The 23,609-nt window shown below is 60.7% G+C and carries 24 protein-coding genes; 15 read left to right on the plus strand and 9 right to left on the minus strand.

What is annotated here, in order from left to right; genetic code table 11:
- A partial coding sequence (locus tag EJ576_RS29870; RefSeq protein WP_218570329.1) for a hypothetical protein occupies nucleotides 1–228 on the plus strand: 228 nt, incomplete at its 5' end.
- Nucleotides 229–335: 107 nt separating this feature from the next.
- Here EJ576_RS29870 and EJ576_RS03595 read toward each other — a convergent pair.
- The gene (locus EJ576_RS03595; protein WP_122730728.1) at nucleotides 336–1,832 is read right to left on the minus strand and encodes a CoA-acylating methylmalonate-semialdehyde dehydrogenase; all 1,497 of its coding nucleotides are present in this window, start codon (nucleotides 1,830–1,832) and stop codon (nucleotides 336–338) included.
- A gap of 39 nt (nucleotides 1,833–1,871) precedes the next feature.
- Nucleotides 1,872–3,221 (minus strand): aspartate aminotransferase family protein, encoded by a 1,350-nt coding sequence (locus EJ576_RS03600; RefSeq protein WP_032887096.1) that lies wholly within the window; start codon nucleotides 3,219–3,221, stop codon nucleotides 1,872–1,874.
- Between the two features lie 125 nt (nucleotides 3,222–3,346).
- Between EJ576_RS03600 and EJ576_RS03605 the strand changes: the two genes are divergently transcribed.
- From EJ576_RS03605 to EJ576_RS03630, 6 genes are all read left to right on the plus strand, one after another.
- Nucleotides 3,347–4,267: a LysR family transcriptional regulator gene (locus EJ576_RS03605; protein ID WP_028615621.1), complete on the plus strand. Its 921-nt coding sequence runs from the start codon at nucleotides 3,347–3,349 to the stop codon at nucleotides 4,265–4,267.
- Nucleotides 4,268–4,347: 80 nt separating this feature from the next.
- Complete coding sequence (locus tag EJ576_RS03610) at nucleotides 4,348–5,742, plus strand: uracil-xanthine permease family protein (protein ID WP_126569843.1); 1,395 nt, start codon at nucleotides 4,348–4,350, stop codon at nucleotides 5,740–5,742.
- Between the two features lie 87 nt (nucleotides 5,743–5,829).
- Entirely contained in the window at nucleotides 5,830–6,489 is a 660-nt protein-coding gene (locus tag EJ576_RS03615) for a TetR/AcrR family transcriptional regulator (protein WP_028615619.1), read from the plus strand.
- A 12-nt stretch (nucleotides 6,490–6,501) separates the two neighbouring features.
- Nucleotides 6,502–7,083 (plus strand): YigZ family protein, encoded by a 582-nt coding sequence (locus EJ576_RS03620; RefSeq protein WP_028615618.1) that lies wholly within the window; start codon nucleotides 6,502–6,504, stop codon nucleotides 7,081–7,083.
- 35 nt (nucleotides 7,084–7,118) lie between these two features.
- Complete coding sequence (locus EJ576_RS03625; protein WP_122730724.1) at nucleotides 7,119–7,805, plus strand: SDR family oxidoreductase; 687 nt, start codon at nucleotides 7,119–7,121, stop codon at nucleotides 7,803–7,805.
- Nucleotides 7,806–7,950: 145 nt separating this feature from the next.
- Nucleotides 7,951–9,306 (plus strand): 8-oxoguanine deaminase, encoded by a 1,356-nt coding sequence (locus EJ576_RS03630; RefSeq protein ID WP_126569585.1) that lies wholly within the window; start codon nucleotides 7,951–7,953, stop codon nucleotides 9,304–9,306.
- On the opposite strand, the gene EJ576_RS03635 is transcribed toward EJ576_RS03630, so the two are convergent.
- Nucleotides 9,307–10,398 (minus strand): calcium:proton antiporter, encoded by a 1,092-nt coding sequence (locus EJ576_RS03635; RefSeq protein ID WP_016977045.1) that lies wholly within the window; start codon nucleotides 10,396–10,398, stop codon nucleotides 9,307–9,309.
- 194 nt (nucleotides 10,399–10,592) lie between these two features.
- Between EJ576_RS03635 and EJ576_RS03640 the strand changes: the two genes are divergently transcribed.
- Entirely contained in the window at nucleotides 10,593–11,546 is a 954-nt protein-coding gene (locus EJ576_RS03640; RefSeq protein WP_126569586.1) for an adenosine deaminase, read from the plus strand.
- 24 nt (nucleotides 11,547–11,570) lie between these two features.
- Here EJ576_RS03640 and EJ576_RS03645 read toward each other — a convergent pair whose 3' ends face one another.
- Both EJ576_RS03645 and EJ576_RS03650 read right to left on the minus strand, forming a co-directional pair.
- Complete coding sequence (locus EJ576_RS03645; protein WP_122730721.1) at nucleotides 11,571–12,275, minus strand: helix-turn-helix transcriptional regulator; 705 nt, start codon at nucleotides 12,273–12,275, stop codon at nucleotides 11,571–11,573.
- A 137-nt stretch (nucleotides 12,276–12,412) separates the two neighbouring features.
- Entirely contained in the window at nucleotides 12,413–13,339 is a 927-nt protein-coding gene (locus EJ576_RS03650) for a LysR family transcriptional regulator (RefSeq protein WP_122730719.1), read from the minus strand.
- 117 nt (nucleotides 13,340–13,456) lie between these two features.
- Between EJ576_RS03650 and EJ576_RS03655 the strand changes: the two genes are divergently transcribed.
- The 3 genes from EJ576_RS03655 (at nucleotide 13,457) to EJ576_RS03665 (ending at nucleotide 15,115) form a co-directional block, all read left to right on the plus strand.
- Nucleotides 13,457–13,750, plus strand: coding sequence for a putative quinol monooxygenase (locus EJ576_RS03655; RefSeq protein WP_028615612.1), 294 nt, complete (start codon nucleotides 13,457–13,459; stop codon nucleotides 13,748–13,750).
- A 22-nt stretch (nucleotides 13,751–13,772) separates the two neighbouring features.
- The gene (locus EJ576_RS03660) at nucleotides 13,773–14,786 is read left to right on the plus strand and encodes a zinc-binding alcohol dehydrogenase family protein (RefSeq protein WP_028615611.1); all 1,014 of its coding nucleotides are present in this window, start codon (nucleotides 13,773–13,775) and stop codon (nucleotides 14,784–14,786) included.
- Between the two features lie 146 nt (nucleotides 14,787–14,932).
- Entirely contained in the window at nucleotides 14,933–15,115 is a 183-nt protein-coding gene (locus EJ576_RS03665) for a hypothetical protein (RefSeq protein ID WP_016977039.1), read from the plus strand.
- A gap of 8 nt (nucleotides 15,116–15,123) precedes the next feature.
- Here the strand turns inward: EJ576_RS03665 and EJ576_RS03670 are convergent, their stop codons facing one another.
- Both EJ576_RS03670 and EJ576_RS03675 read right to left on the minus strand, forming a co-directional pair.
- Complete coding sequence (locus EJ576_RS03670) at nucleotides 15,124–16,317, minus strand: multidrug effflux MFS transporter (protein ID WP_028615610.1); 1,194 nt, start codon at nucleotides 16,315–16,317, stop codon at nucleotides 15,124–15,126.
- A gap of 85 nt (nucleotides 16,318–16,402) precedes the next feature.
- Nucleotides 16,403–16,600, minus strand: coding sequence for a heavy-metal-associated domain-containing protein (locus EJ576_RS03675; protein ID WP_122730714.1), 198 nt, complete (start codon nucleotides 16,598–16,600; stop codon nucleotides 16,403–16,405).
- 147 nt (nucleotides 16,601–16,747) lie between these two features.
- Here EJ576_RS03675 and EJ576_RS03680 point away from each other — a divergent pair, with 147 nt between their 5' ends.
- The 3 genes from EJ576_RS03680 to cueR all read left to right on the plus strand — a co-directional run bounded on the left by EJ576_RS03680 (nucleotide 16,748) and on the right by cueR (nucleotide 19,791).
- Entirely contained in the window at nucleotides 16,748–17,128 is a 381-nt protein-coding gene (locus EJ576_RS03680) for a hypothetical protein (protein WP_123474001.1), read from the plus strand.
- A gap of 66 nt (nucleotides 17,129–17,194) precedes the next feature.
- Nucleotides 17,195–19,396: a cation-translocating P-type ATPase gene (locus tag EJ576_RS03685; protein WP_126569587.1), complete on the plus strand. Its 2,202-nt coding sequence runs from the start codon at nucleotides 17,195–17,197 to the stop codon at nucleotides 19,394–19,396.
- The gene (gene cueR / locus EJ576_RS03690) at nucleotides 19,393–19,791 is read left to right on the plus strand and encodes a Cu(I)-responsive transcriptional regulator (protein ID WP_122730708.1); all 399 of its coding nucleotides are present in this window, start codon (nucleotides 19,393–19,395) and stop codon (nucleotides 19,789–19,791) included. Before EJ576_RS03685 ends, cueR begins: the two co-directional genes overlap by 4 nt.
- Nucleotides 19,792–19,848: 57 nt before the next feature.
- Here the strand turns inward: cueR and EJ576_RS03695 are convergent, their stop codons facing one another.
- Complete coding sequence (locus tag EJ576_RS03695) at nucleotides 19,849–20,748, minus strand: PA4780 family RIO1-like protein kinase (protein ID WP_016977033.1); 900 nt, start codon at nucleotides 20,746–20,748, stop codon at nucleotides 19,849–19,851.
- Nucleotides 20,749–20,872: 124 nt separating this feature from the next.
- Nucleotides 20,873–22,150, minus strand: coding sequence for an acetyl-CoA C-acetyltransferase (locus EJ576_RS03700; protein ID WP_126569588.1), 1,278 nt, complete (start codon nucleotides 22,148–22,150; stop codon nucleotides 20,873–20,875).
- 114 nt (nucleotides 22,151–22,264) lie between these two features.
- Here EJ576_RS03700 and EJ576_RS03705 point away from each other — a divergent pair, with 114 nt between their 5' ends.
- Nucleotides 22,265–23,608: a 3-oxoacyl-ACP reductase gene (locus EJ576_RS03705; protein ID WP_126569589.1), complete on the plus strand. Its 1,344-nt coding sequence runs from the start codon at nucleotides 22,265–22,267 to the stop codon at nucleotides 23,606–23,608.
- Nucleotide 23,609 lies beyond the last annotated feature (1 nt).

Here is a 23,609-nt window from a genome sequence, read left to right on the forward strand (position 1 = left end):
TTTTCAGAAGCTTTCGAAGATTTCTTCAACAACTTCAACCACTTGCGCTTCCGATCTCTCGTCAGCGGGAGGCGAATTCTACAGCGTTACACGCTGCTGTCAACACCTCTTTTTCAACTTCCTTTTGGCTTCGATGAACTGAAGCAACCTACTGCCGAAACTTACATAACTCATTGTTTACCAAGAAGTTTTCCGTTTCGACTGCGCCGGAAGTGGGGCGAATTATAGACATCCAGAATCTGCCGTCAATGCCTTTCTTCATATTTCTGTCATATAAGTCAGAAAAGCCCCAAAAACGCGAAAGCCGGCCCCTAGGGGCCGGCTTTCAGCTTGCCTTAAGACAAGCTAGGGAACGCAAACTGCGACGCTTCATGGCTGGCCCGCTGCGGCCAGCGCTGGGTGATCGCTTTGCGACGGGTATAGAAACGCACCCCATCCGGCCCATACGCATGCAGGTCACCAAACAGCGAACGCTTCCAACCACCAAAGCTGTGATACGCCACCGGCACCGGCAGAGGAACGTTCACGCCGACCATGCCCACTTCAATCTCGTCACAGAACAAACGCGCCGCTTCACCATCACGGGTAAAGATACAGGTGCCGTTGCCATATTCGTGATCGTTGATCAGCTGCATCGCCGCTTCCAGGCTATTCACCCGCACGACGCACAGCACGGGCCCAAAGATCTCTTCCTTATAGATGCGCATCTCTGGCGTCACACGATCAAACAGGCTGCCGCCGAGGAAGAAACCCTCTTCATGTCCGGCAACACTCAGGCCACGACCATCAACCACGAGCTGGGCACCCGCCGCCACGCCGTCTTCTATATAACCACTGACTTTGTCTCGGGCTTGCCCTGTCACCAGCGGCCCCATATCCAGGCCGCAGGACGTGCCCGCACCGATTTTCAGCGCCTTGACCTGCGGCACCAGCTTGGCAATCAGCGCATCCGCTACCTGGTCGCCCACGCACACGGCTACCGAGATCGCCATGCAGCGCTCGCCGCAAGAACCATAAGCAGCGCCCATCAACGCGCTGACGGCGTTATCCAAATCCGCATCCGGCATCAGCACCGCATGGTTCTTCGCACCACCCAGTGCCTGCACGCGTTTGCCACGCTTGGTCGCTTCCGAATAGATGTACTCGGCAATCGGCGTCGAACCCACGAAGCTCAACGCTTTCACTTCCGGCGCTTCAATCAGCGCATCCACTGCGCCCTTGTCGCCGTGCACCACACTCAGCACACCTTTAGGCAGACCGGCTTCCTGCAAAAGCTGCGCGATCAACAGTGTGGAGCTCGGATCACGTTCCGATGGTTTCAGGATGAAACAGTTACCGCAGACAATCGCCAGCGGATACATCCACAACGGCACCATCGCTGGGAAGTTGAACGGCGTAATGCCAGCGACTACGCCCAGTGGTTGGAAATCCGACCACGCATCAATATTCGGTCCTACGTTACGGCTGTACTCGCCCTTCAGAATTTCCGGCGCAGAGCACGCGTACTCGACGTTTTCGATCCCCCGCTTCAGTTCACCCGCGGCATCTTCCAAGGTCTTGCCATGCTCTTCGCTGATCAACTGCGAGATACGCGCTTCGTTCTGCTCCAGCAATTGCTTGAAACGAAACATCACCTGGGCACGCTTTGCCGCTGGAGTATTACGCCAGGCCGGGAACGCCGCCTTGGCCGAGTCAATTGCCTGTTGAATGGTTTCACGGCTGGCCAACGGCACTTGGTGGATCACCTGGCCGGTGGACGGGTTGTACACGTCGGCACTGCGACCGCTGTCGTTGACCAACTCACCGTTGATCAAATGCTGGATAAGGCTCATGCGGGGCTCCTGAAAAGTTGTTCTATATAGAAGGAGAAATCAGTCGATCTTGTTCAGCACTTCGCCGACCGCATCGAACAGGCGATCCAGGTCCTGTGGCTTGCTGTTGAAGGTTGGCCCGAACTGCAGGGTGTCACCGCCAAAACGCACGTAGAAACCGGCTTTCCACAAAGCCATGCCGGCCTCGAATGGGCGCACGATCGCATCGCCGTCACGCGGGGCAATCTGGATCGCACCGGCCAGGCCGTAGTTGCGGATATCGATCACGTTCTTGCTGCCCTTCAGGCCATGCAGCGCATTCTCAAAGTGCGGTGCGACCTCAGCGACGCTCTGCACCAGGTTTTCCTTCTGCAACAGGTCCAATGCCGCCAATCCAGCGGCGCAGGCGACCGGGTGCGCCGAGTAGGTGTAGCCATGGGGGAATTCCACCGCGTACTCGGGCGTGGCCTGGTTCATGAAGGTCTGGTAGATCTCGCTGCTGGCAATCACCGCACCCATCGGGATCGCGCCGTTGGTGACTTGTTTGGCGATGCACATCAGATCCGGGGTCACGCCGAAGCTGTCAGCACCAAACATCGAACCGGTACGGCCGAAGCCGGTGATCACTTCGTCAAACACCAGCAGGATGTTGTGCTGGTCGCAGATCTCACGCAGACGCTTGAGGTAACCCTGTGGCGGGACCAGCACGCCCGCAGAACCTGCCATTGGCTCGACAAAGACAGCGGCGATGTTCGATGCGTCATGCAGCTCGATCAGCTTGAGCAGCTCATCCGCCAGCGCGATACCGCCCAGCTCCGGCATGCCACGGGAGAAGGCGTTGCTCGCCAGCAAGGTGTGCGGCAGATGGTCAACATCCATCATCGCCTGACCAAACATCTTACGGTTGCCGTTAACGCCGCCCAGGCTGGTGCCGGCGATGTTAACGCCGTGATAACCACGGGCGCGACCGATCATTTTGGTCTTGGTCGCCTGGCCTTTCAGGCGCCAGTAGGCCCGCACCATCTTCACCGCGGTATCGGCACACTCGGAGCCGGAGTCGGTGAAAAACACATGATTCAGGTTGCCAGGGGTCAGGTCAGTGATCTTTTCCGCCAGTTGGAAAGACAACGGATGACCGTATTGGAAGCCTGGCGAGTAGTCCAGAGTGCCCAATTGCTTGGCCACCGCTTCCTGGATTTCCTTACGGGTATGCCCGGCGCCACAGGTCCACAGCCCCGACAACGAGTCATACACCTTGCGCCCCTTGTCATCGGTCAACCAGCTACCCTCGGCCGCCACGATCAGGCGCGGGTCACGCTGGAAGTTACGGTTGGCGGTGTACGGCATCCAGTGCGCGTCCAGCTTCAATTGGCTGGCCAGGGACGATGGGGCGTTTTCGGGCATGTTCATCAGCAAAACCTCGCGGGACAGAAGGCAGCGTCGGGATTGAAAAGCGTTGTTGCAGCTAAATTGCCATGGCGATAAAGTCGGTGAAATTCAACTCTTCTAACCTTCAGTCAGGCCTTCACTAAACTATGAGCAGCCGTCGACCCGATCCCCTGGCCCAAGTCAGCGACTTCGATATCCGCCTACTGCGCATCTTTCGCAGCGTGGTCGAATGCGGCGGTTTCTCAGCGGCGGAAACCGTGCTGGGCATCGGGCGCTCGGCGATCAGCCAGCAAATGAGCGATCTCGAACAACGGCTCGGATTAAGACTGTGCCAACGCGGCCGCGCCGGCTTCTCGCTGACCGAAGAGGGCCGCGAGGTCTACCAATCCGCCCTGCAATTATTAAGTGCCCTGGAAAGCTTCCGCACCGAGGTCAACGGCTTGCACCAGCACTTGCGCGGCGAGTTGATCATCGGCCTCACTGACAACCTCGTCACCCTGCCCCACATGCGCATCACCCATGCGCTCGCACAGCTCAAAGAACGCGGACCGGACGTGCAAATCCAGATCCGCATGATCGCCCCCAACGAAGTCGAGCAAGGCGTACTCGACGGCCGCCTGCATGTGGGCGTGGTGCCCCAGGCCAGCGCCCTGTCGGGATTGGAATACCAGCCGCTGTACAGTGAGCGTTCACTGCTCTACTGCGCCGTTGGCCACCCGCTGTTCTACGCCGACAACAAGCAGTTGGGCGACGCACGCATCGATGCCCAAGACGCGATCGCCCCAACCTTCCGCCTGCCCGCCGAGATTCAGGCCCATTACCAGGCCCTCAACTGCACCGCGAGCGCTTCGGACCGCGAAGGCATGGCCTTCCTGATTCTCACCGGCCGCTATATCGGCTACCTGCCCGACCATTACGCCAGCCTGTGGGTACAACAAGGACGACTGCGTGCGCTGAAACCGACTACACGTTTTTACGATTTAAGCCTCGCATCGGTCACGCGCAAGGGCCGACGCCCCCATTTGGTGCTGGAAAGCTTCCTGGAAAGTCTCGCGGCAACCCGCTAACTCGGCCTCGCAGCTAAAAGCTGAGCAGTTGGACAGCTTTTTGCAATAACCCAAGGACATAGACCTTGAGTTTGCCCGCCATGCCACCAGAAGCGTCCAACAGCAGCGACCTGATCTACGGCCTCAATGACCGCCCAAAACCCGCCCCGGCTTTTCTCGCCGCACTGCAACATGTGCTCGCTGCATTTGTCGGCATCATCACCCCGCCGCTGATCATCGGCTCCACCCTGGGCCTCACTGCCCATTTGCCCTACCTGATCAGCATGGCGCTGATGGTCTCCGGCGTAGGCACCTTCATTCAGGCGCGTAGGCCATTTGGAATCGGCGCCGGGATGATCTGCCTGCAAGGCACCAGCTTTGCCTTCCTCGGCGCAGTGCTGTCGGCCGGATTCCTGGTGAAACAACGCGGTGGCAGCCCGGAAGACATCATGGCGATGATCTTTGGGGTGTGCTTTTTCGGCGCTGTAGTGCAGATCGTGCTGAGCCGCTTTATCGGCCAGTTGCGTCGAGTCATCACGCCCTTGGTGACCGGGATTGTCATCACCCTGATCGGCATCAGCTTGATCAAGGTCGGTATCACTGATCTCGGCGGCGGCTTCAACGCCCCCGACTTCGGCGCGCCCACCAACCTTGCGCTGGGCGTGTTCGTCGTTTTGACGATCATTCTGCTCAACCGCTCCAACACACCTTGGGTACGCCTCTCTGCCATCATCATCGGCTTGGCCCTCGGCAGTCTCGCCGCCTGGTTCAGCGGCAAACTCGTGCCTCAAGCCCTGCCCGACCTGCCTCTGGTCAGCCTGCCCATTCCGTTTCGCTTCGGTTTCAACTTCGACTGGAGCGCTTTCCTGCCGATTGCGCTGATTTATCTGATCAGCAGCATCGAAACCGTCGGCGACCTCACCGCCAACTGCATGATCGCCCGCCAGCCCATCAGCGGCCCTTCTTATATAAGCCGGCTTAAAGGTGGCGTACTCGGCGATGGCGTGAGCTGCATGATCGCTGCGACATTCAGCGCCTTCCCTAACACCACCTTTGCGCAGAACAACGGCGTGATCCAACTTACCGGCGTGGCCAGCCGTTACGTCGGCCTATACATCGGCGTGGTGCTGTTTTCCCTCGGCTTGTTTCCATTGATTGGCGCGATACTGCAACAAATCCCCAAACCCGTATTGGGCGGCGCCACCCTGGTGATGTTCGGCAGTGTGGCCGCCGCCGGCGTGCGCATCCTTGCCCAGGCACCGTTGGACCGGCGTAGCATGCTGATCATCGCCACCTCGTTTGGCGTCGGCCTGGGCATCGCAGCGCAACCGAACCTGCTGCACCTGATGCCGACGCTGGTACAGAACCTGTTCGACTCCGCCATCACCAGCGGCGGGTTGACCGCGATTGTGTTGTGCCTGTTATTACCCGAAGCCAAAGCAACCGCGACTGCCGCAAACCACACTCCGGAAAGCGACACCCTGGAACCGCTTTGACGGTTTTATTGCATCAGGACTTGTCTGAGGCTTGAGGGTGGGTTATCTGTGCACACGTCGCCTCTATCGATCAGCACGGAAACCTCCATGAGCCTCGAAGTTCCTGCCCACAGCAACCACGCCGGTAAGCCCGCCAGCCGCATTCGGCAAAAGAACGAACAAGCGATTCTCCAGGCTGCTGAAGATGAGTTCGCGCGCCATGGCTACAAAGGCACCAGCATGAACACCATTGCTGCCAGTGCCGGGTTGCCCAAGGCCAACTTGCATTACTACTTCACCAATAAGCTGGGCCTGTACATTGCGGTGCTCAGCAACATCCTCGAACTGTGGGACAGCACCTTCAACACGCTGACCGCCGAAGATGACCCGGCCGTCGCCCTCACCCGCTACATCCGTACCAAGATGGAGTTCTCGCGCCGCCAACCCCAGGCCTCGCGAATTTTCGCGATGGAAATCATCAGCGGCGGCGAATGCCTTACCGAATATTTCAGCCAGGACTACCGCGCCTGGTTCAGTGGCCGCGCCGCAGTGTTCCAAGCCTGGATAGACGCCGGCAAGATGGACCCGATCGACCCCGTGCACTTGATCTTCCTGCTGTGGGGCAGCACCCAGCACTACGCCGACTTCGCCACCCAGATCTGCCGCGTCACCGGTCGCACCAAGCTGACCAAGCAGGATATGGAAGACGCCGGCACCAACCTGATCCACATCATTCTCAAAGGCTGTGGCGTCAAGCCCGCCTATTAAACGAAGCGACTTATGCCTTTCACGCTCACCGGCCTTTGCGAGTTTCGTGAAGAAATACGCAAAAGCCGATTCATTACCCTCGCCGGCCCCATCACCAGCCCACAAGATGCCCAGGCGTTTTTTGAGCAGCACAGCGACTTGAACGCCACGCACAACTGCTGGGCCTGGAAGCTCGCTGACCAATACCGCAGCAATGACGACGGCGAACCCGGTGGCACCGCTGGACGGCCGATTCTGGCGGCCATCGAGGCACAAGGGTTTGATCAGGTCGCGGTGCTGGTAATCCGCTGGTACGGCGGCATCCAATTGGGCACCGGCGGCCTGGCCCGCGCCTACGGCGGAGGCGCCAATAAATGCCTGCAAAATGCCGAACGCATCGAACTGATCAGCCGCGTGCCCTTGAGTTGCGCCTGCGCTTTCGCCGAGCTGAACCTGGTTAAACTGCGCGTCGCTGAACTGGGCGGGCTGGTGGTCGAAGAAACCTTCACCGCCAACGGCGTCGAGTTGCAGCTCGCCTTGGGCGAAGCACATATCGATACCCTGCAAATTCAACTCGCCGACCTCAGCCGTGGGCGTATCCTGCTACAACGCTGAACACCCTGAACCGCGACTCTTAAAGGAAGCTTTTCATGTCTACGCCAAAAACCGCATTGATCATCGGCGCCTCGCGCGGACTGGGCCTTGGCTTGGTCAAGCAACTGTTGCAGGACGGTTGGGACGTGACGGCCACCGTGCGCGATCCGAGCAAGGCCGATGCCCTGAAGGCCGTCGGCCCAGTAAAGATCGAAAAACTCGACATGGACGACCAGCAAGCCGTGATCGCCCTGAGCCAACGCCTGAAGGAACGGACCTTCGACCTGCTGTTCGTCAACGCCGGCGTCAAGGGCCCCGTCAATCAAGAGCCGGGCCACGCCACCTTGGCAGAAGTCGGCCAACTGTTCTTCACCAACGCCGTAGCGCCGATCAACCTGGCCCAGCGTTTTGTCGGGCAAATCCGTAAAGACAGCGGCGTATTGGCCTTCATGAGTTCGGTACTGGGCAGCGTGACCATCCCCGACGGCTCCGACCTGGCGCTGTACAAAGCCAGCAAGGCGGCACTCAACTCCATGACCAACAGCTTTATTACCCAGCTCGGCGACCATAAGTTGACCGTGCTGTCGTTGCACCCAGGCTGGGTGAAGACCGACATGGGCGGTGAAAACGCACACATCGACGTCGACACCAGCGTGCGCGGCCTGGTGGACCAGGTGAACGCCTACACTGGCAAAGGCGGCCATCATTTCATCGATTACAAAGGCGACACCATCGCCTGGTAAAACCCTGAGTATCGTTATCGACCGATTGCCGTCGGTAACGATCCGCGCGTAGACTGCCCCCTCGCCTTTACCGGCGACCCTGGATCAGCAGACAGGGCAACACTGAGCTGGCAAACCTGAACCCATCATTCAGAGGAGCCGGCCAATGCCTGCGACCCGTATCTGGTTAAAAAACCCCCTCGCGATTTTCACGGCCAACGGCCTCGACGCCCGTGGCGGCCTGGTGCTGCAAGACGGTGTAATCAGCGAAGTGCTAGCCCAAGGCCAAGAACCCGCGCAGCCCTGCGCCCAAGTGTTCGAGGCGCGTGAGCATGTGGTCTTGCCGGGGCTGATCAACACTCACCACCACTTTTATCAAACCCTGACTCGCGCCTGGGCGCCGGTGGTCAATCAGCCATTGTTTCCCTGGTTGAAAACCCTGTACCCGGTCTGGGCACGACTCACCCCGGAAAAGCTCGCCCTCGCCAGCAAAGTCGCATTGGCCGAATTGCTGCTCTCGGGCTGTACCACAGCGGCGGACCACCACTATTTGTTCCCCGACGGCCTGGAAAACGCCATCGACGTACAAGTGGAAAGCGTCCGCGAGTTGGGCATGCGCGCCATGCTCACCCGTGGTTCCATGAGTTTGGGTGAAGCCGACGGCGGCCTGCCACCGCAACAGACGGTGCAGCAGGGCCAAGTCATCCTTGAAGACAGTCAGCGTCTGATCCGCGAATACCACCAGCGTGGTGACGGCGCGCAAATCCAGATCGCCCTGGCGCCCTGCTCACCGTTTTCCGTCACCCCGGAAATCATGGAAGCCAGCGCCGAACTGGCCAACCGCCTGGATGTACGCCTGCACACCCACCTGGCCGAAACCCTCGACGAAGAAGATTTCTGCCTGCAGCGCTTCGGCCTGCGTACCGTGGACTACCTCGACAGCGTCGGCTGGCTCGGCCCACGTACCTGGCTGGCTCATGGCATTCACTTCAACCCGGATGAAATTGCGCGCCTGGGCGCTGCAGGCACCGGCATCTGCCATTGCCCAAGCTCGAACATGCGCCTGGCGTCCGGCATCTGCCCGACCCTGGACCTGCTCGCGGCCGGCGCGCCTATCGGCCTGGGTGTGGACGGTTCCGCGTCCAACGACGCGTCGAATATGATCCTTGAAGCGCGCCAGGCTTTGTACATCCAGCGCCTGCGTTACGGCGCGGAAAAGATCACCCCGGAAGGCGTGCTGGGCTGGGCAACCAAAGGATCGGCGCAGTTGCTGGGCCGTACGGATATCGGTGAATTGGCCGTCGGAAAACAGGCCGACCTGGCGCTGTTCAAGCTCGACGAGCTGCGCTTCTCCGGTAGCCATGATCCGATTTCGGCGCTGCTGTTGTGCGGCGCCGACCGTGCGGACCGGGTGATGATTGCAGGCAAATGGCGCGTGATCGAAGGCCAGGTCGAAGGCCTGGACCTGAAAGGCCTGATCGCCGATCACACCCAGGCCGCGCGGCAGTTGATCGCTGGCTGATTACAACCCCAACAGCGACAGCATGATAAAGGTCGCAAACAGCACGAAATGGGTCATCCCTTCGATGGCGTTGGTTTCGCCATCGTTGAGGTTGATCGCGCTGACGATCAGCGTGATAAACACCATCACCGTTTGTACCGGCGTCATCGCCATCTGGAACGGCTGGCCGGTGTAGAGCGCCATAGCCTCCATCACCGGCACCGTCAGGATCACCGTCGACAGCGAAGCACCCAACGCAATGTTGACTACCGACTGCATGCGGTTGGCCAACGCGGCGCGCAATGCTGTCAGAATCTCCGGCGCTGCCGAAATGGCCGCGACCACAATCGCCGTAATCACCGGCGGCGCCCCCGTGCCTTCCAGGCCAAGGTCCAGGGTCTTGGACATCACCTCGGCCAGCGCACCGATCACAATCACCCCAAACACCAGGGTACCGATGGAGAACGCCAGGTTGACCGGCGGCGCCTGCTCGTCTTCCGGCAACTTCTTGCGGCGTTTTTCCGGGTAGCTGTAGCTGAAGAAGTAACTGTGCGGCCCAACCTGCATGCGCAGGAACAGGGTGTACAACACCACCATCGCGCCAATGGTGAAGGCCGAATAGATTTTCCAGTCGGCTTCGGGGATGAATTCCGGCACCACCATCGACACACCCATGGCGGTGAGGATCATCACGCTGTAGGTGCGGGCCGAATCATCGTTGTAGGACTGTTCGCCATGCTTGATGCCGCCCATCAGCGCTGCCAGGCCGAGGATGCCGTTGATATCGAGCATCACCGCCGAATAAATGGTGTCCCGTACCAGGGTGGGCGACGGCTCGTTGCTCATCATGATCGCCAGGATCACCACTTCCACCAGCACAGCGGCGAGGGTGAGGATCATGGTGCCGTAGGGGTCACCGACCTTTTCCGCCAGTTGCTCGGCATGATGGGCCACGCGCATTGACGCCACCACGATAAAACCGATCAGCACCACGCCGGCCAACAACGCCGTGATCTGCCCGCTGTGCAGCATCCAATGCTCTAACGGGTAGGCGGCGATGGCAGCAATCAGCGCCAGCAGCATGAATTTTTCTTGCTTGAGGGATGTGAGCATTCCGGGCCTTTTAGTGCGGCAAATCAGTCATTGATGGGGTACAGACTGCGTCACGCCGCTAACGTTTCGTTACACCTTAGTTCACGCGGCCATTGCGCGAATGCAACGAAAACGATCCTGCTGGTCAGGTTTTGCCGATTATTTCGGCCATGGCCTGTAGAATGCCGCCATTGCACCTGATGAGAATTTAGAAAATGTACGATTGGCTCAACGCCCTGCCCAAGGCTGAACTGCACCTGCACCTGGAAGGCTCGCTGGAGCCTGAGCTGCTGTTTGCCCTGGCCGAGCGCAACAAGATTGCGCTGCCGTGGAACGACGTCGAAACCCTGCGCAAGGCTTATGCCTTCAACAACCTGCAAGAGTTTCTCGACCTGTATTACAAGGGCGCCGATGTGCTGCGCACCTCCCAGGACTTCTACGACCTGACCTGGGCCTACCTGCTGCGTTGCAAAGAGCAGAACGTGATTCACACCGAACCCTTCTTCGATCCGCAGACCCACACCGACCGTGGCATCCCGTTCGAAGTGGTGCTCAACGGCATCGCCGCCGCATTGAAAGATGGCGAGCAGCAACTGGGCATCACCAGCGGCTTGATCCTCAGCTTCCTGCGCCACCTGAGCGAAGCTGAAGCCGAGAAAACCCTGGACCAAGCTCTGCCATTTCGCGATGCGTTCGTGGCCGTGGGCCTGGACAGCTCGGAAATGGGTCACCCACCGCGCAAGTTCCAGCGTGTGTTCGACCGTGCCCGCCACGAAGGTTTCCTCACCGTGGCCCACGCCGGCGAAGAAGGCCCGCCCGAGTACATCTGGGAAGCCATCGACCTGCTGAAAATCCAGCGCATCGACCATGGCGTGCGCGCTATCGAAGACGAGCGCCTGATGCAGCGCATCATCGACGAGCAGATCCCGCTGACCGTGTGCCCGTTGTCCAACACCAAGCTGTGCGTGTTCGATGACATGGCCCAGCACAACATCCTCGACATGCTTGAGCGTGGCGTGAAGGTGACGGTGAACTCGGATGACCCGGCCTACTTCGGCGGTTATGTCACCGAGAACTTCCACGCGCTGTACACCTCGCTGGGCATGACCCAGGACCAGGCCAAACGCCTGGCGCAGAACAGCCTGGATGCGCGCCTCGTAAAGCCGTAGCTGAGTAGAAAAGGATTGGCCATGTCATGCAGACATGGCCAATCGGGTGATTTTCCTGTGTCCTGCGGCGTTGACCCGTAAAGCCTGGGAGTCATTGACCACGCTGATCCAATTGGACTGTAGAAACAGTTGCAACAACCCCGCCCCCAACGCGCCGCCCAGGTGAGGTTGGGGCTGGCTCCAATCGAAACAATTACACACCAGCGGCGACGCCAGGGCTTGGGTAAAAATCCCCAGGTTTGCCAGGCGCTGCGCGCCCTTGACCGTGATATCGGCGCGCTGCTCATGGCGCTCTATCCAACACGCGTCCAAAAGATGCTGATACAGCTGCGCGCCCAATTCCCCGCCGAGGTGGCCATGGCACAACCGCGCATGGCGTAACAACGCCGGGGCAACTAGGGCCGGGGCAACCAGGGCGGGCGTTAGAGCCTCCGGCCCACGGCGTGCGGCGCACGCCATGGTGGTCCTGGCCAAGGCATCAATAGCGGCGCTGACATCAGGCGCCGCGACACGGAACAAGCGCTTGCCACGCTGGGCTTCGACTCGCAGCACGCCACTTGCCGTCAGTCGCGCCAGATGCGCGTTGGCAGAGGTCGGTGACAACCCGGCAAGTGCTGCCAACTCGACGGGCGACTTGGCCGAGCCATCCATCAAGGCCCACAGCATGGCGGTACGTTTGGGTTCGGCGAGCAAGCTGGCGATCTGACTGATGCAAGGTGCAGCTTCCATCTTTTCACTCCCTGTCGATTTATTTTTCTGCTGAGGTAGGCACCGAAGTATAGGGGCGCAAACCGTCGGTTCCATCGCGTCTGACAGCGTAGAGAGGGACAGGAGCTGAGTGAAATTTCCTACTTTGATGGAGTCCGTTACGTCGCACTGGATCGCACTGGCAATTGGGCGGTCAATGTCGTACAGCGGGAAGCGAGCATTTCCCGCAGCAGATTGATGGGCTTGCTCAGTTGCGCACGATGGGCACACAACAGATTGAGCGGCGTGCGCTCACCCCGCAGCTCCGGCAGGATAAGCCGCAAGCGCCCGGCCAGCACGTCGGTACTCACATCCAGCCAGGACTTGTAGGCAATGCCCACACCCGCCACCGCCCAGCGGCGGACCACATCGGCATCGTCACTGAAGCGGTCGCCAGTGACGGTCAGGCTGATCTCGCGCTTGCCGTCGTGAAAGGTCCAATGATCGTGGACCCGGCTGCCAAGCATGTACAACAGGCAATTATGCTGGGCCAGTTGCTCCAGGTGCCGAGGCTCGCCATAACGTGCGAGATAGCTGGGAGAGGCACACAGCACACGCACATTGTCTGGGGCGATGGGCAGCGCAATCAGGCTGGAGTCTTCAGGCTCACCATAGCGCAAGGCGATATCCACCGGCTGACGGAACAGATCGGCAATCCGATCACCCAGCAACAGCCGCACGGTGAGTTGCGGGTAGTCACGCTGGAACTCATCCAACCACGGCAATAGCTGATTGCGCCCGAAATCCGACGGAGCCGACAATTGCAGCACACCGCTGACATGGTCCTGCCCGCTGGCCAATAAGCGTCGCCCTTCATCCAGCGAGCTTAAGGCCGCACGGGCATATTCCAGGAAGCCCTCGCCTTCGGCCGTTAGCCGCAGGCTGCGAGTGGAACGCGCCAGCAAGCGTGTACCCAGTTGCTGTTCGATCCGCTTGAGTGCCGCACTCGCCACCGCAGGCGACAGGTCCATCACCCGTGCCGCAGCGGACAAGCTGCCAAGGTCAGCCGCACGCACAAACAACTGCAAATCATCAAAACGCAGCATGCACTTGCACTCATTATCAAAGTTTTGTTGAAACAGACTGCTGTTTTAGCGGGTTTTATCTGCGCAGGAAATAGCCAATCATCTGTGCATCCGTTCATTACGTGTCTGGAGTTGAATATGACCACCGCCTTTAACGTCATCGCCACGCTGATCGCCAAACCCGGCCAACAGGCCACCCTGGAAACCTTGCTGCGCGGCCTGTTGGAACCCACTCGCCTGGAAGCCGGTTGCGAGCAGTACGACCTGCACCAGGATCTGCAACACCCCGAAACTTTCTACATGCTCGAACGCTGGAGCGACGACGCGGCGCTGGCCGACCACGACCAGAGCGCACATATCCAGAGCTTTCGCGCCAAGGCCGCTGATGTGCTCGAACACTTCGAGCTCAAGCGCCTGAAATTTCTCGCCTGATCCCCCCTTTTCTGGAGCCATCATGAAAGCCATTGCTTACTACGCCTCACTGCCGATCAACGATCCAAACGCCCTGCAAGACATCGAACTGCCTGCGCCTGTCGCCGGCCCGCGTGACTTGCTGGTGGACGTAAAAGCCATCTCGGTCAACCCGGTGGACACCAAGGTTCGCCAGAACGTCGCTCCGGAAAATGGCGCCGCCAAGGTACTGGGCTGGGATGTGGCCGGTGTGGTCAAGGCCGTCGGCAGCGACGTGACGCTGTTCAAGGCCGGCGACAAGGTGTTCTACGCCGGCTCCCTGGTGCGTCCAGGCGGCAACAGCGAATTGCACACCGTGGATGAGCGCATCGTCGGGCATATGCCGAAAAGCCTGGGTTTTGCCGAAGCCGCCGCGTTGCCGCTGACCGCCATCACCGCCTGGGAATTGCTGTTCGAACGCCTGCAAGTGCAGGAAGGGACACAAGACCTAGGCCAGAGCCTGCTGATCGTCGGCGCTGCCGGTGGCGTGGGGTCGATCCTGACCCAACTGGCCAGCCAGCTCACCGCCTTGAAAGTGATCGGCACTGCTTCGCGTCCGCAAACCCAGGAGTGGACCAAGGCCCTCGGCGCCGACTTGGTGATCGACCACAGCCAACCGCTGAGCGAAGCGCTGAAAGCCGCTGGCCATCCGCAAGTGACCCACGTCGCCAGCCTGACCCAGACCGATCATCACTTGGACCAGTTGGTGGAGGCCTTACAACCTCAAGGCAAGCTGGCGCTGATTGACGATCCCAAGGCGCTGGACGTCAGCAAACTCAAGCGCAAGAGCCTGTCGCTGCATTGGGAGTTCATGTACACGCGTTCGATGTTCGAGACCCCGGACATGATCGAACAGCACAACCTGCTCAATCGCGTAGCCGAACTGATCGACGCCGGCACCTTGAAAACCACGGTGGGTGAGCACTTCGGTGTGATCAATGCGGCGAACCTGCGCCGTGCCCATGCACTGCTGGAAAGCGGCAAGGCCAAGGGCAAGATCGTGCTGGAAGGCTTCTGAAAAAACAGCTGTCAGAGTCGTCCATTATTCATGTAAGTAATGGACGACACCGCTAGTCAGACAGTTGACCTTTGTCATATCTCTGAGCGTATTCGGGTTTATATTGGCCGCCTTTGCCACGATTCTTTTACGTGAGGAAGTCAGCAATGAAAATCCTGATAAAAGCGTTAGCAAAATCCGCAGGCAATAAATGGCAAGTCCGTCTCGACCAGGACGCCTTCACCTTCCGCACCGAGGCAGAGGCCCGTGCCTTTGCCGACACCCTGCAAGCCCGTATCCAGGCGCCCCACCGTTTTCCAAGCAGCCAGCAACGCTCCGCCGCTGGCTGATCCGCTGTTCAGACCTGCGCCTGCAAGGCCCGTTTGCGTTGCAGGCGCTGGGTCGACATTGCGATCGTCACCGCCAACACACCGCACAAGCTGATGACCATCGCCATCGGCATCGCCGTGCCGTCGTGCAAAACTCCGACCAACGACGCCGCCCCCGCCGCCACGCCAAACTGAATGCAACCGAGCAACGCCGAAGCGCTACCGGCCCGTGCACCCTGCCCGCTCATGGCACAGGCCGACGTATTCGGCAAAATGCAGCCCAGGCTGGCGATGCAAATAAACAGCGGCACCAGTAATGGCCACAACGCATCGGTGCGCAGCGCCGCGATACCCAGCAAGCTCAACGCGGCCAGCAGATAGACCCACACACTGCGCGACAACAGGAACGCCGGGCCACGCTTGGACAGCAACCGCGCGTTGACCTGCGCCACCAGGATAAAGCCCGCAGCGTTGGAGCCGAACAGCCAGCCGTAATGCTCGGCAGGCACGCCGTAGAGCTGGATGAAGACGAAAGGTGAACCGGCGATGTAGGCAAACATCCCGGCAATCGAGATACCACCGGTGAGGGCATAGCCGAGGTAGACCCGGTCCGACAGCAGCGCAGCATAACGACGCAGCGACCCGGACAACGGCTGGCGCGGCTGATGGGCCGGGAAGGTTTCCGGCAGCCCGACGGCCACGGCGATGGCCGCCATCACGCTGAAGATCGACAAGGCGAGGAAAATCGACTGCCAGCCCCATATTCCCACCATCAGTCCACCGGCCAGCGGTGCAAGGATCGGCGCCAGGCCGGTGACCAGCATCAACTGGGAAAACACTTTGGCTGAGCCGACCGCGTCGCATTTGTCACTGACCACTGCGCGGGAGATCACCATGCCAGCGCAGCCACCAAGGGCCTGCACAAAACGCGCGCCGATCAGCCATTCCAGGGAAGGCGCAAAGGCGCAGGCAAATGAAGCCAGGGTAAACAGCGTGACCCCACTTAGCAGCGGGCCGCGTCGGCCAAAGCGGTCAGCCAGTGGGCCATAGATCAATTGGCCGATGGCCAGGCCACCGAAATACACCGCCAGCGTCAGTTGGATGTGTTTTTCGTCGGTCGCGAAGGCCTTGGCCATGGCCGGGAAGCCGGGCAGGTAAAAATCGATCGCCAAGGGCGCGAAGGCGCTCAAGGCACCCAGAATCAGGATTATGCGGAGGTTCATCGGGCACCCAAGTGAGACGGCAGCCCGATAGTCTAGCCGCGCTTGGGTGCATTGAACACGATAGCTCGCTAACTATTTACCTGTATCAGGCAAGCTTGGCGCTGTAGCCCTCTTCGGTGATCGCCTCGATCACCTGTTCGGCAGACAAGCGGCTTTCGACGCCCACTTCCTTCGCGGCCAAGTCGACCGTCACACTGGCCGCCGAATCCTGGTTCTGCACTGCCTGGGTCACCGCTCGAACGCAATGGCCGCAGGTCATTCCTTCAACGCTGAATACTTGCATGACATGACTCCTTTGATGAGGTTGGACCCAGTCTCGACCTTGCCACGATGGCAAGGTCAAGTTCCGGAAATTTCTGCCGGGCTGGTATTTGGCCGCTTCAAAGGCCAAGCTTCACCCATCTTTGATTCACACCACGGAGCATTCGCCATGCGCTGGTCGTTTTTTGCCCTTGCTGGCCTGATGAGCTTGTCGGCCGCTGCGCCCCAAGCCTTCGCCGCAGAAGACTATGCGGTGCTGATCATTTCCCGGGAACGCCTGGAAGTGCCGACCAACTGCGAAATCGGCCTGTACCTGAATGACCAACTCGCGGGTAGGCTGTTCCAGGAACAGGCCACATCGTTCAACTTGCCGGCGGGCAATCTGTCGTTGCGCCTGAAGCTGCTGCCGGGCCAATCCCCTGGCTGCCTGCCGGGGATGTTGGCGCCGCCGGCGCAGAACATCACGCTCAAAGTCGGTGACGTGCGCAAACTGCGCATTGCCCAGGGCCCGAATGGGATGTACCTGAAAGCTGCCAAATTGGAATATTAAAGGCGCTTGACCTTCCCCACAGGTCAAGGTTGATCCTAAGGGCAACTTCTCTTGGAGGACTGCCCCATGAATGGATCCACCACCTTTGACCTGCCGATCAGCGGCATGACCTGCGCCAGCTGTGCCGGCCGGGTCGAGCGGGCGCTGGGCAAGGTGCCGGGTGTGCAAAGCGTCAGCGTCAACCTGGCCAATGAACGCGCCCATATCGAAGTGCTCGGCCAGATGGACCCCGGCGTGTTGATCGCCGCTGTCGACAAGGCCGGCTACACCGCCACGTTGCCCCAGAGCGAAACAGCCACCGACGCGGGCCAAGCCCAGCGCCTGCACCGCGAACGTTGGTCGCTGGTGCTGGCGATCCTGCTGGCATTGCCATTGGTGCTGCCGATGCTGGTGGAGCCGTTCGGCCTGCACTGGATGCTGCCCGCCTGGGCGCAGTTCGCCCTGGCCACCCCCGTGCAGTTCATCTTTGGCGCACGCTTTTATGTCGCCGCCTGGAAAGCCGTGCGTGCCGGTGCTGGCAATATGGACCTGCTGGTGGCGATCGGCACTAGCGCCGGTTATGGCTTGAGTATTTATGAATGGCTCACCGCGCATCCTGGCATGGCACCGCACCTGTACTTCGAAGCCTCGGCGGTGGTGATCGCTCTGGTGCTGCTCGGTAAATATTTGGAGAGCCGCGCCAAGCGCCAGACCGCCAGCGCTATCCGCGCCCTGGAAGCCTTGCGTCCGGAGCGGGCGATTCGGATGATTGAGGGCCGTGAAGAAGATGTCGCCATCAATGCCCTGAAACTCAATGATCTGGTGCTGGTAAAACCCGGCGAACGTTTCCCGGTGGACGGTGAAGTGGTCGAGGGGCAGAGCCATGCGGACGAAGCCCTGATCAGTGGCGAAAGCCTGCCCGTGCCAAAACAACCCGGCGATAAGGTTACCGGCGGCGCCATCAACGGCGAAGGCCGGCTGCTGGTGCGCACCCTGGCCCTCGGCGCCGAAAGCGTACTGGCGCGAATCATCCGCCTGGTGGAAGACGCCCAGGCCGCCAAGGCTCCGATCCAGAAACTGGTGGATAAAGTCAGCCAGGTCTTCGTCCCGGCCGTGCTGGTGCTGGCGTTGGTGACTGTGGTGGGTTGGTGGCTGTATGGCGCGCCCCTGGAAACCGCAATCATCAATGCCGTCGCGGTCTTGGTGATCGCCTGCCCTTGCGCCCTGGGCCTGGCCACGCCAACTGCGATCATGGCCGGCACGGGTGTTGCCGCGCGCCACGGTATTCTGATCAAGGATGCCGAAGCCCTGGAACGCGCTCATGAAGTAAGCGCGGTGGTCTTCGACAAGACCGGCACCCTCACCTCCGGCGCGCCGAAGATTGCGCACTTGGCAGCCGTGTATGGCAACGAAACCTTGCTGCTGCAACAAGCCGGAGCGTTGCAACGTGGCAGTGAGCACCCGTTGGCAAAGGCCGTGCTGGACGCCTGCAAGGAACAAGGTCTGACAGTGGCGGACGTGACCGCCAGCCAATCCCTGACCGGGCGTGGCATCGCCGGCACGCTGGACGGTCTGCAACTGGCTCTGGGCAATCATCGCCTGCTGGAAGAAACCGGCTTGAACGCGGGCCATCTGGCCGACTCCGCCAAGGCTTGGGAGGCAGAAGGCCGCACCTTGTCCTGGCTGATCGAGCAAGGCGCACAACCCCGAGTGCTTGGGCTGTTCGCCTTTGGCGACACGCTCAAACCCGGTGCGCTGGAAGCGGTGGAGCAACTCAAGGCCCAGCACATCAGCAGCCACTTGCTCACGGGTGACAATCGCGGCAGTGCCCGCGTGGTGGCCGAGGCATTGGGCATCGACGATGTGTACGCGCAAGTACTGCCTGCCGACAAAGCCGCCACCGTCGCCGAGCTGAAAAAAACCGGGGTTGTCGCAATGGTCGGCGACGGCATCAACGACGCCCCGGCCCTGGCCGCCGCCGATATCGGCATCGCCATGGGTGGCGGCACCGACGTGGCCATGCACGCCGCCGGTATCACCCTGATGCGCGGCGACCCGCGCCTGGTACCTGCGGCACTGGAGATCAGCCGAAAGACCTACGCCAAGATCCGCCAGAACCTGTTTTGGGCCTTTGTGTATAACTTGATCGGCATTCCCCTGGCCGCCTTTGGCCTGCTCAACCCGGTACTGGCCGGCGCGGCGATGGCCTTGTCCAGCGTCAGCGTGGTGAGTAATGCGTTACTGTTGAAGACGTGGAAGCCCAAGAACCTGGAGGATCAGCGCCCATGAACATCGGCCAAGCCGCACGCCAGAGCGGGTTGAGTGCCAAGATGATTCGCTACTACGAATCCATCGGCCTGCTCAAAGCCGCGCATCGCACCGACAGTGGCTATCGCGTGTACGGCCAGGATGACTTGCACACCCTGGCGTTTATCAAACGCTCGAGGGATCTGGGGTTTTCATTGGATGAGGTCGGCAAGCTGTTGACCCTGTGGCAGGACCGGCAGCGGGCCAGCGCCGATGTAAAGGCGTTGGCACGCCAGCATATCGATGAGCTGAACCAGAAGATTCTTGAGCTGGGACAGCTGCGCGATACCTTGCAGGACCTGGTAGAGCACTGCCAAGGCGATCATCGGCCGGATTGCCCAATCCTCAAGGAATTGGCGTCCGGTAGCTGTTGCTGACAATCCCTTGTAGGAGCCGGCTTGCCGGCTCCTACAAGGGATTGTGTTGTCAGCGGGTCATTGCATCCACGGTGGTGGCGGTGGCTCGTCCGGCACCTTGCTCGGCGGCGCATCATCCGCCGCGCGGATCGCCTGGCGACGCTCTTCATCGAGCCGCGCCGCTTCGATCTCGCGGATCACACCGCCGACATCCGCCAGCTCTTCCGGCTCGTCGAACTCGCCGGTCAATACACTGGCCGGGTGCAGGGTGCCGGCTTCGTAAAGCGCCCACATCTCCTTGGCGTACTTGGTCTTCTTCAACTCCGGAGCAAAGCGCCCAAAGTAGGAGGCCATGTTGCCTACGTCCCGCTCCAGCATGCTGAAGGCGTGGTTGTTGCCCGCCGCATCCACCGCCTGGGGCAGGTCGATGATCACCGGACCGGTCGGCGTGAGCAGCACGTTGAACTCGGACAGGTCACCGTGCACCAGGCCGGTACACAGCATCAGCACGATCTGGGAAATCAGGAAGGCGTGGTATTCGCGCGCCTGGTCCGGTTCCAGCGTGACGTCGTTCAGACGCGGTGCTGCATCGCCATACTCGTCGGCCACCAGTTCCATCAGCAGCACGCCTTCGAGGAAGTCGAACGGCTGGGGCACGCGAACGCCCGCACCGGCCAGGCGGAACAACGCCGCCACTTCGGCGTTCTGCCAGGCATCTTCGGTTTCTTTCTTGCCGAACTTGGAGCCCTTGGCCATGGCCCGGGCCTGCCGGCTGTTACGGACCTTACGGCCCTCCTGGTATTCGGATGCCTGACGAAAACTTCGTTTGTTCGCCTCCTTGTAAACCTTGGCGCAACGCAATTCGTTGCCGCAGCGCACCACATAAACAGCTGCTTCTTTACCACTCATGAGTGGGCGCAGCACTTCGTCGACCAGACCGTCTTCGATCAGGGGTTCAATGCGTTTAGGAGTCTTCATCAGCTTTTATTGTGGGTCCTTTATTACCAAATACGCGTATGGCACTCGTTATACGGCAATCAGCGCGTCGGTGGGAGGGGCTACCGACCGTTGATCACTTAAGAATGCAACCAATAGGCCAGTTTCAGCGCTCTATGATCGCTGTAACCCCTTGCCCGCCCGCCGCACAGATGGATATCAGCCCGCGGCCTTTGCCCGCCGCATCCAGCAACTTGGCCAGATTGGCGACGATACGCCCACCCGTGGCGGCAAACGGGTGCCCGGCGGCCAGGGAGCTGCCTTTCACATTGAGCCGGCTACGGTCGATGGCGCCCAAGGGTGCGTCGAGCCCCAGGCGTGTCTTGCAGTAGTCCGCGTCTTCCCAGGCCTTGAGCGTGCACAACACTTGGGCAGCGAAGGCTTCGTGGATCTCGTAGTAATCGAAGTCCTGCAGCGTCAGACCATTCCTCGCCAGCAAGCGCGGCACCGCATACACCGGCGCCATCAGCAGGCCTTCGGCGCCGTTGACGAAATCCACCGCCGCCGCTTCGCCATCGCGCAAGTACGCGAGGATCGGCAAACCGCGCTCTTTAGCCCAGGCTTCACTGCCCAAGAGCACCAGCGAGGCGCCATCGGTGAGCGGCGTGGAGTTGCCGGCGGTGAGCGTGCCCTTTTCGCTGCGCTCGAAAGCGGGCTTGAGGGTCGCGAGTTTTTCCAGAGTCAGGTCTGGCCGCAGGTTGTTGTCGCGGGTCAGGCCCAGAAACGGGGTGAGCAAATCGTTATGCCAGCCTTCGGCATAGGCGGCGGCCATTTTCCGGTGGCTTTCCAGCGCCAGCTGGTCCTGCTCGGCGCGGGGAATTTGCCAGGCCTGCGCCATCAATTCGCAGTGTTGCCCCATGGACAAACCCGTACGTGGTTCGCCATTGCGCGGCAGTTCCGGCTTGAGGTGATGAGGACGAAGTTGTAACAGGACTTTTAATTTATCCGCCACGGATTTGCTGCGGTTGGCCTGCAGCAGGATCTTGCGCAGGCCTTCATTCACCCCGATCGGAGCGTCGGAGGTGGTGTCCACCCCGCCAGCAATCCCGCATTCAATCTGACCCAAGGCGATCTTGTCGGCCACCAGCAACGCCGCTTCCAGACCGGTGCCGCACGCCTGCTGGATGTCATAGGCTGGCGTTTGCGGCGACAGGCGCGAGCCCAGCACGCATTCGCGGGTGAGGTTGAAGTCGCGCGAATGCTTGAGTACTGCGCCAGCGGCCATCTCACCCATGCGCAGGCCGTGCAGGTTGTAGCGTTCGATCAGGCCTTCTAGGGCGGCGGTCAGCATGGCCTGGTTACTCGCCGTGGCGTAAGGGCCATTAGAGCGAGCGAAAGGAATGCGGTTACCGCCGATGATCGCCACACGGCGCAATTGAGTCATGGAAAGCTCCCTGAAGGTTGTGGGTGGAATCATTCAGCCTAGCCTAGGCTCAATCGAACGACTGCCGCCCCGGGGTGGTCAACCCTTTGAACCCCAGCCTTCGGAGAGCGTTCCATGTCTGACCGTTATATCGACTTCGCCAACTCAAGCCTCGGCCATCGCCTGGTCGCCGCCATTGGCCTGCCGTCACCGGTACGCCTGGAACGCTGGCAAGCCGGGCGCCTGCGTCCAGTGGAAGGTGCTTTGCTGCTGGGCGGCGGCGCGCTGACGAGCAACGTGCAGGCGTTTGCCCACAAGCTCACCGACGCGATTTATACCTACGGCGCGCAGACGTCGACGTGGATTCCCGGTCACGGTCCCAAGCTCAAGGCCGTGGTGTTCGACGCCAGCCACTTGCAGCACACTGATCAACTCAAGCAACTGCGCGAATTCTTCCAGCCGCTGCTGAAAAACCTGGATAACAGCGCCCACCTGGTGATCCTCGGCCGCGCGCCGGAAAGCCTCAGCGACCCCTTCGCCGCCAGTGCCCAGCGCGCCCTGGAAGGCTTCAGCCGCTCGCTGGCCAAGGAACTGCGCAATGGCGGCGTGCTGCAATTGCTTTATGTGGCCGATGGTGCCGAAGACCAACTGGAAGGCGCGCTGCGCTTCTTCCTCTCGCCCAAAAGCGCGTATATCTCGGGGCAAGTCATTCGCCTGGACGCTTGCGCCACACCCGTCGAGGACTGGACGCGGCCCCTGGCCGGGCGCAAAGCGCTGGTCACTGGCGCAGCCCGAGGCATCGGTGCCTCCATCGCCGAAACCCTGGCCCGCGACGGCGCCGAGGTGATTTTGCTGGACGTGCCCCAGGCCAAGGCCGACCTCGAAGCCCTGGCCGCGCGCCTGGGGGCACGCACTGTCGCACTGGATATCTGCGCTGCAGATGCCGCCAGCCAATTGGTCGAACAGCTGCCTGATGGCCTCGACATTCTGGTACACAACGCCGGGATCACTCGCGACAAGACCCTGGCCAACATGACCCCGGAATACTGGGACGCGGTGCTGGCGGTCAACCTCAATGCGCCGCAGGTACTGACCAAGGCGCTGCTCGACAGCGGCACCCTGCATGACAACGCCCGCGTGGTGTTGCTGGCGTCGATCAGCGGCATCGCCGGCAACCGTGGGCAGACCAACTACGCCGCAAGCAAAGCTGGATTGATCGGCCTTGCGCAGGCCTGGGCGCCGCTGCTCCAGGAGCGCGGCATCAGTATCAACGCCGTGGCGCCCGGCTTTATCGAAACCCAGATGACTGCGCATATTCCGTTTGCCTTGCGTGAGGCCGGACGACGCATGAGTTCGCTGGGCCAGGGCGGCCTGCCGCAGGACGTCGCCGAAGCGGTAGCCTGGCTCGGCCAACCGGGCTCCGGGGCCGTTAGCGGCCAAGTGCTGCGGGTGTGTGGGCAAAGCCTCTTGGGAGCATAAA

It is taken from the genome of Pseudomonas sp. C 49-2, assembly GCF_003970195.1.
Classification (GTDB): Bacteria; Pseudomonadota; Gammaproteobacteria; order Pseudomonadales; family Pseudomonadaceae; genus Aquipseudomonas; species Aquipseudomonas canadensis.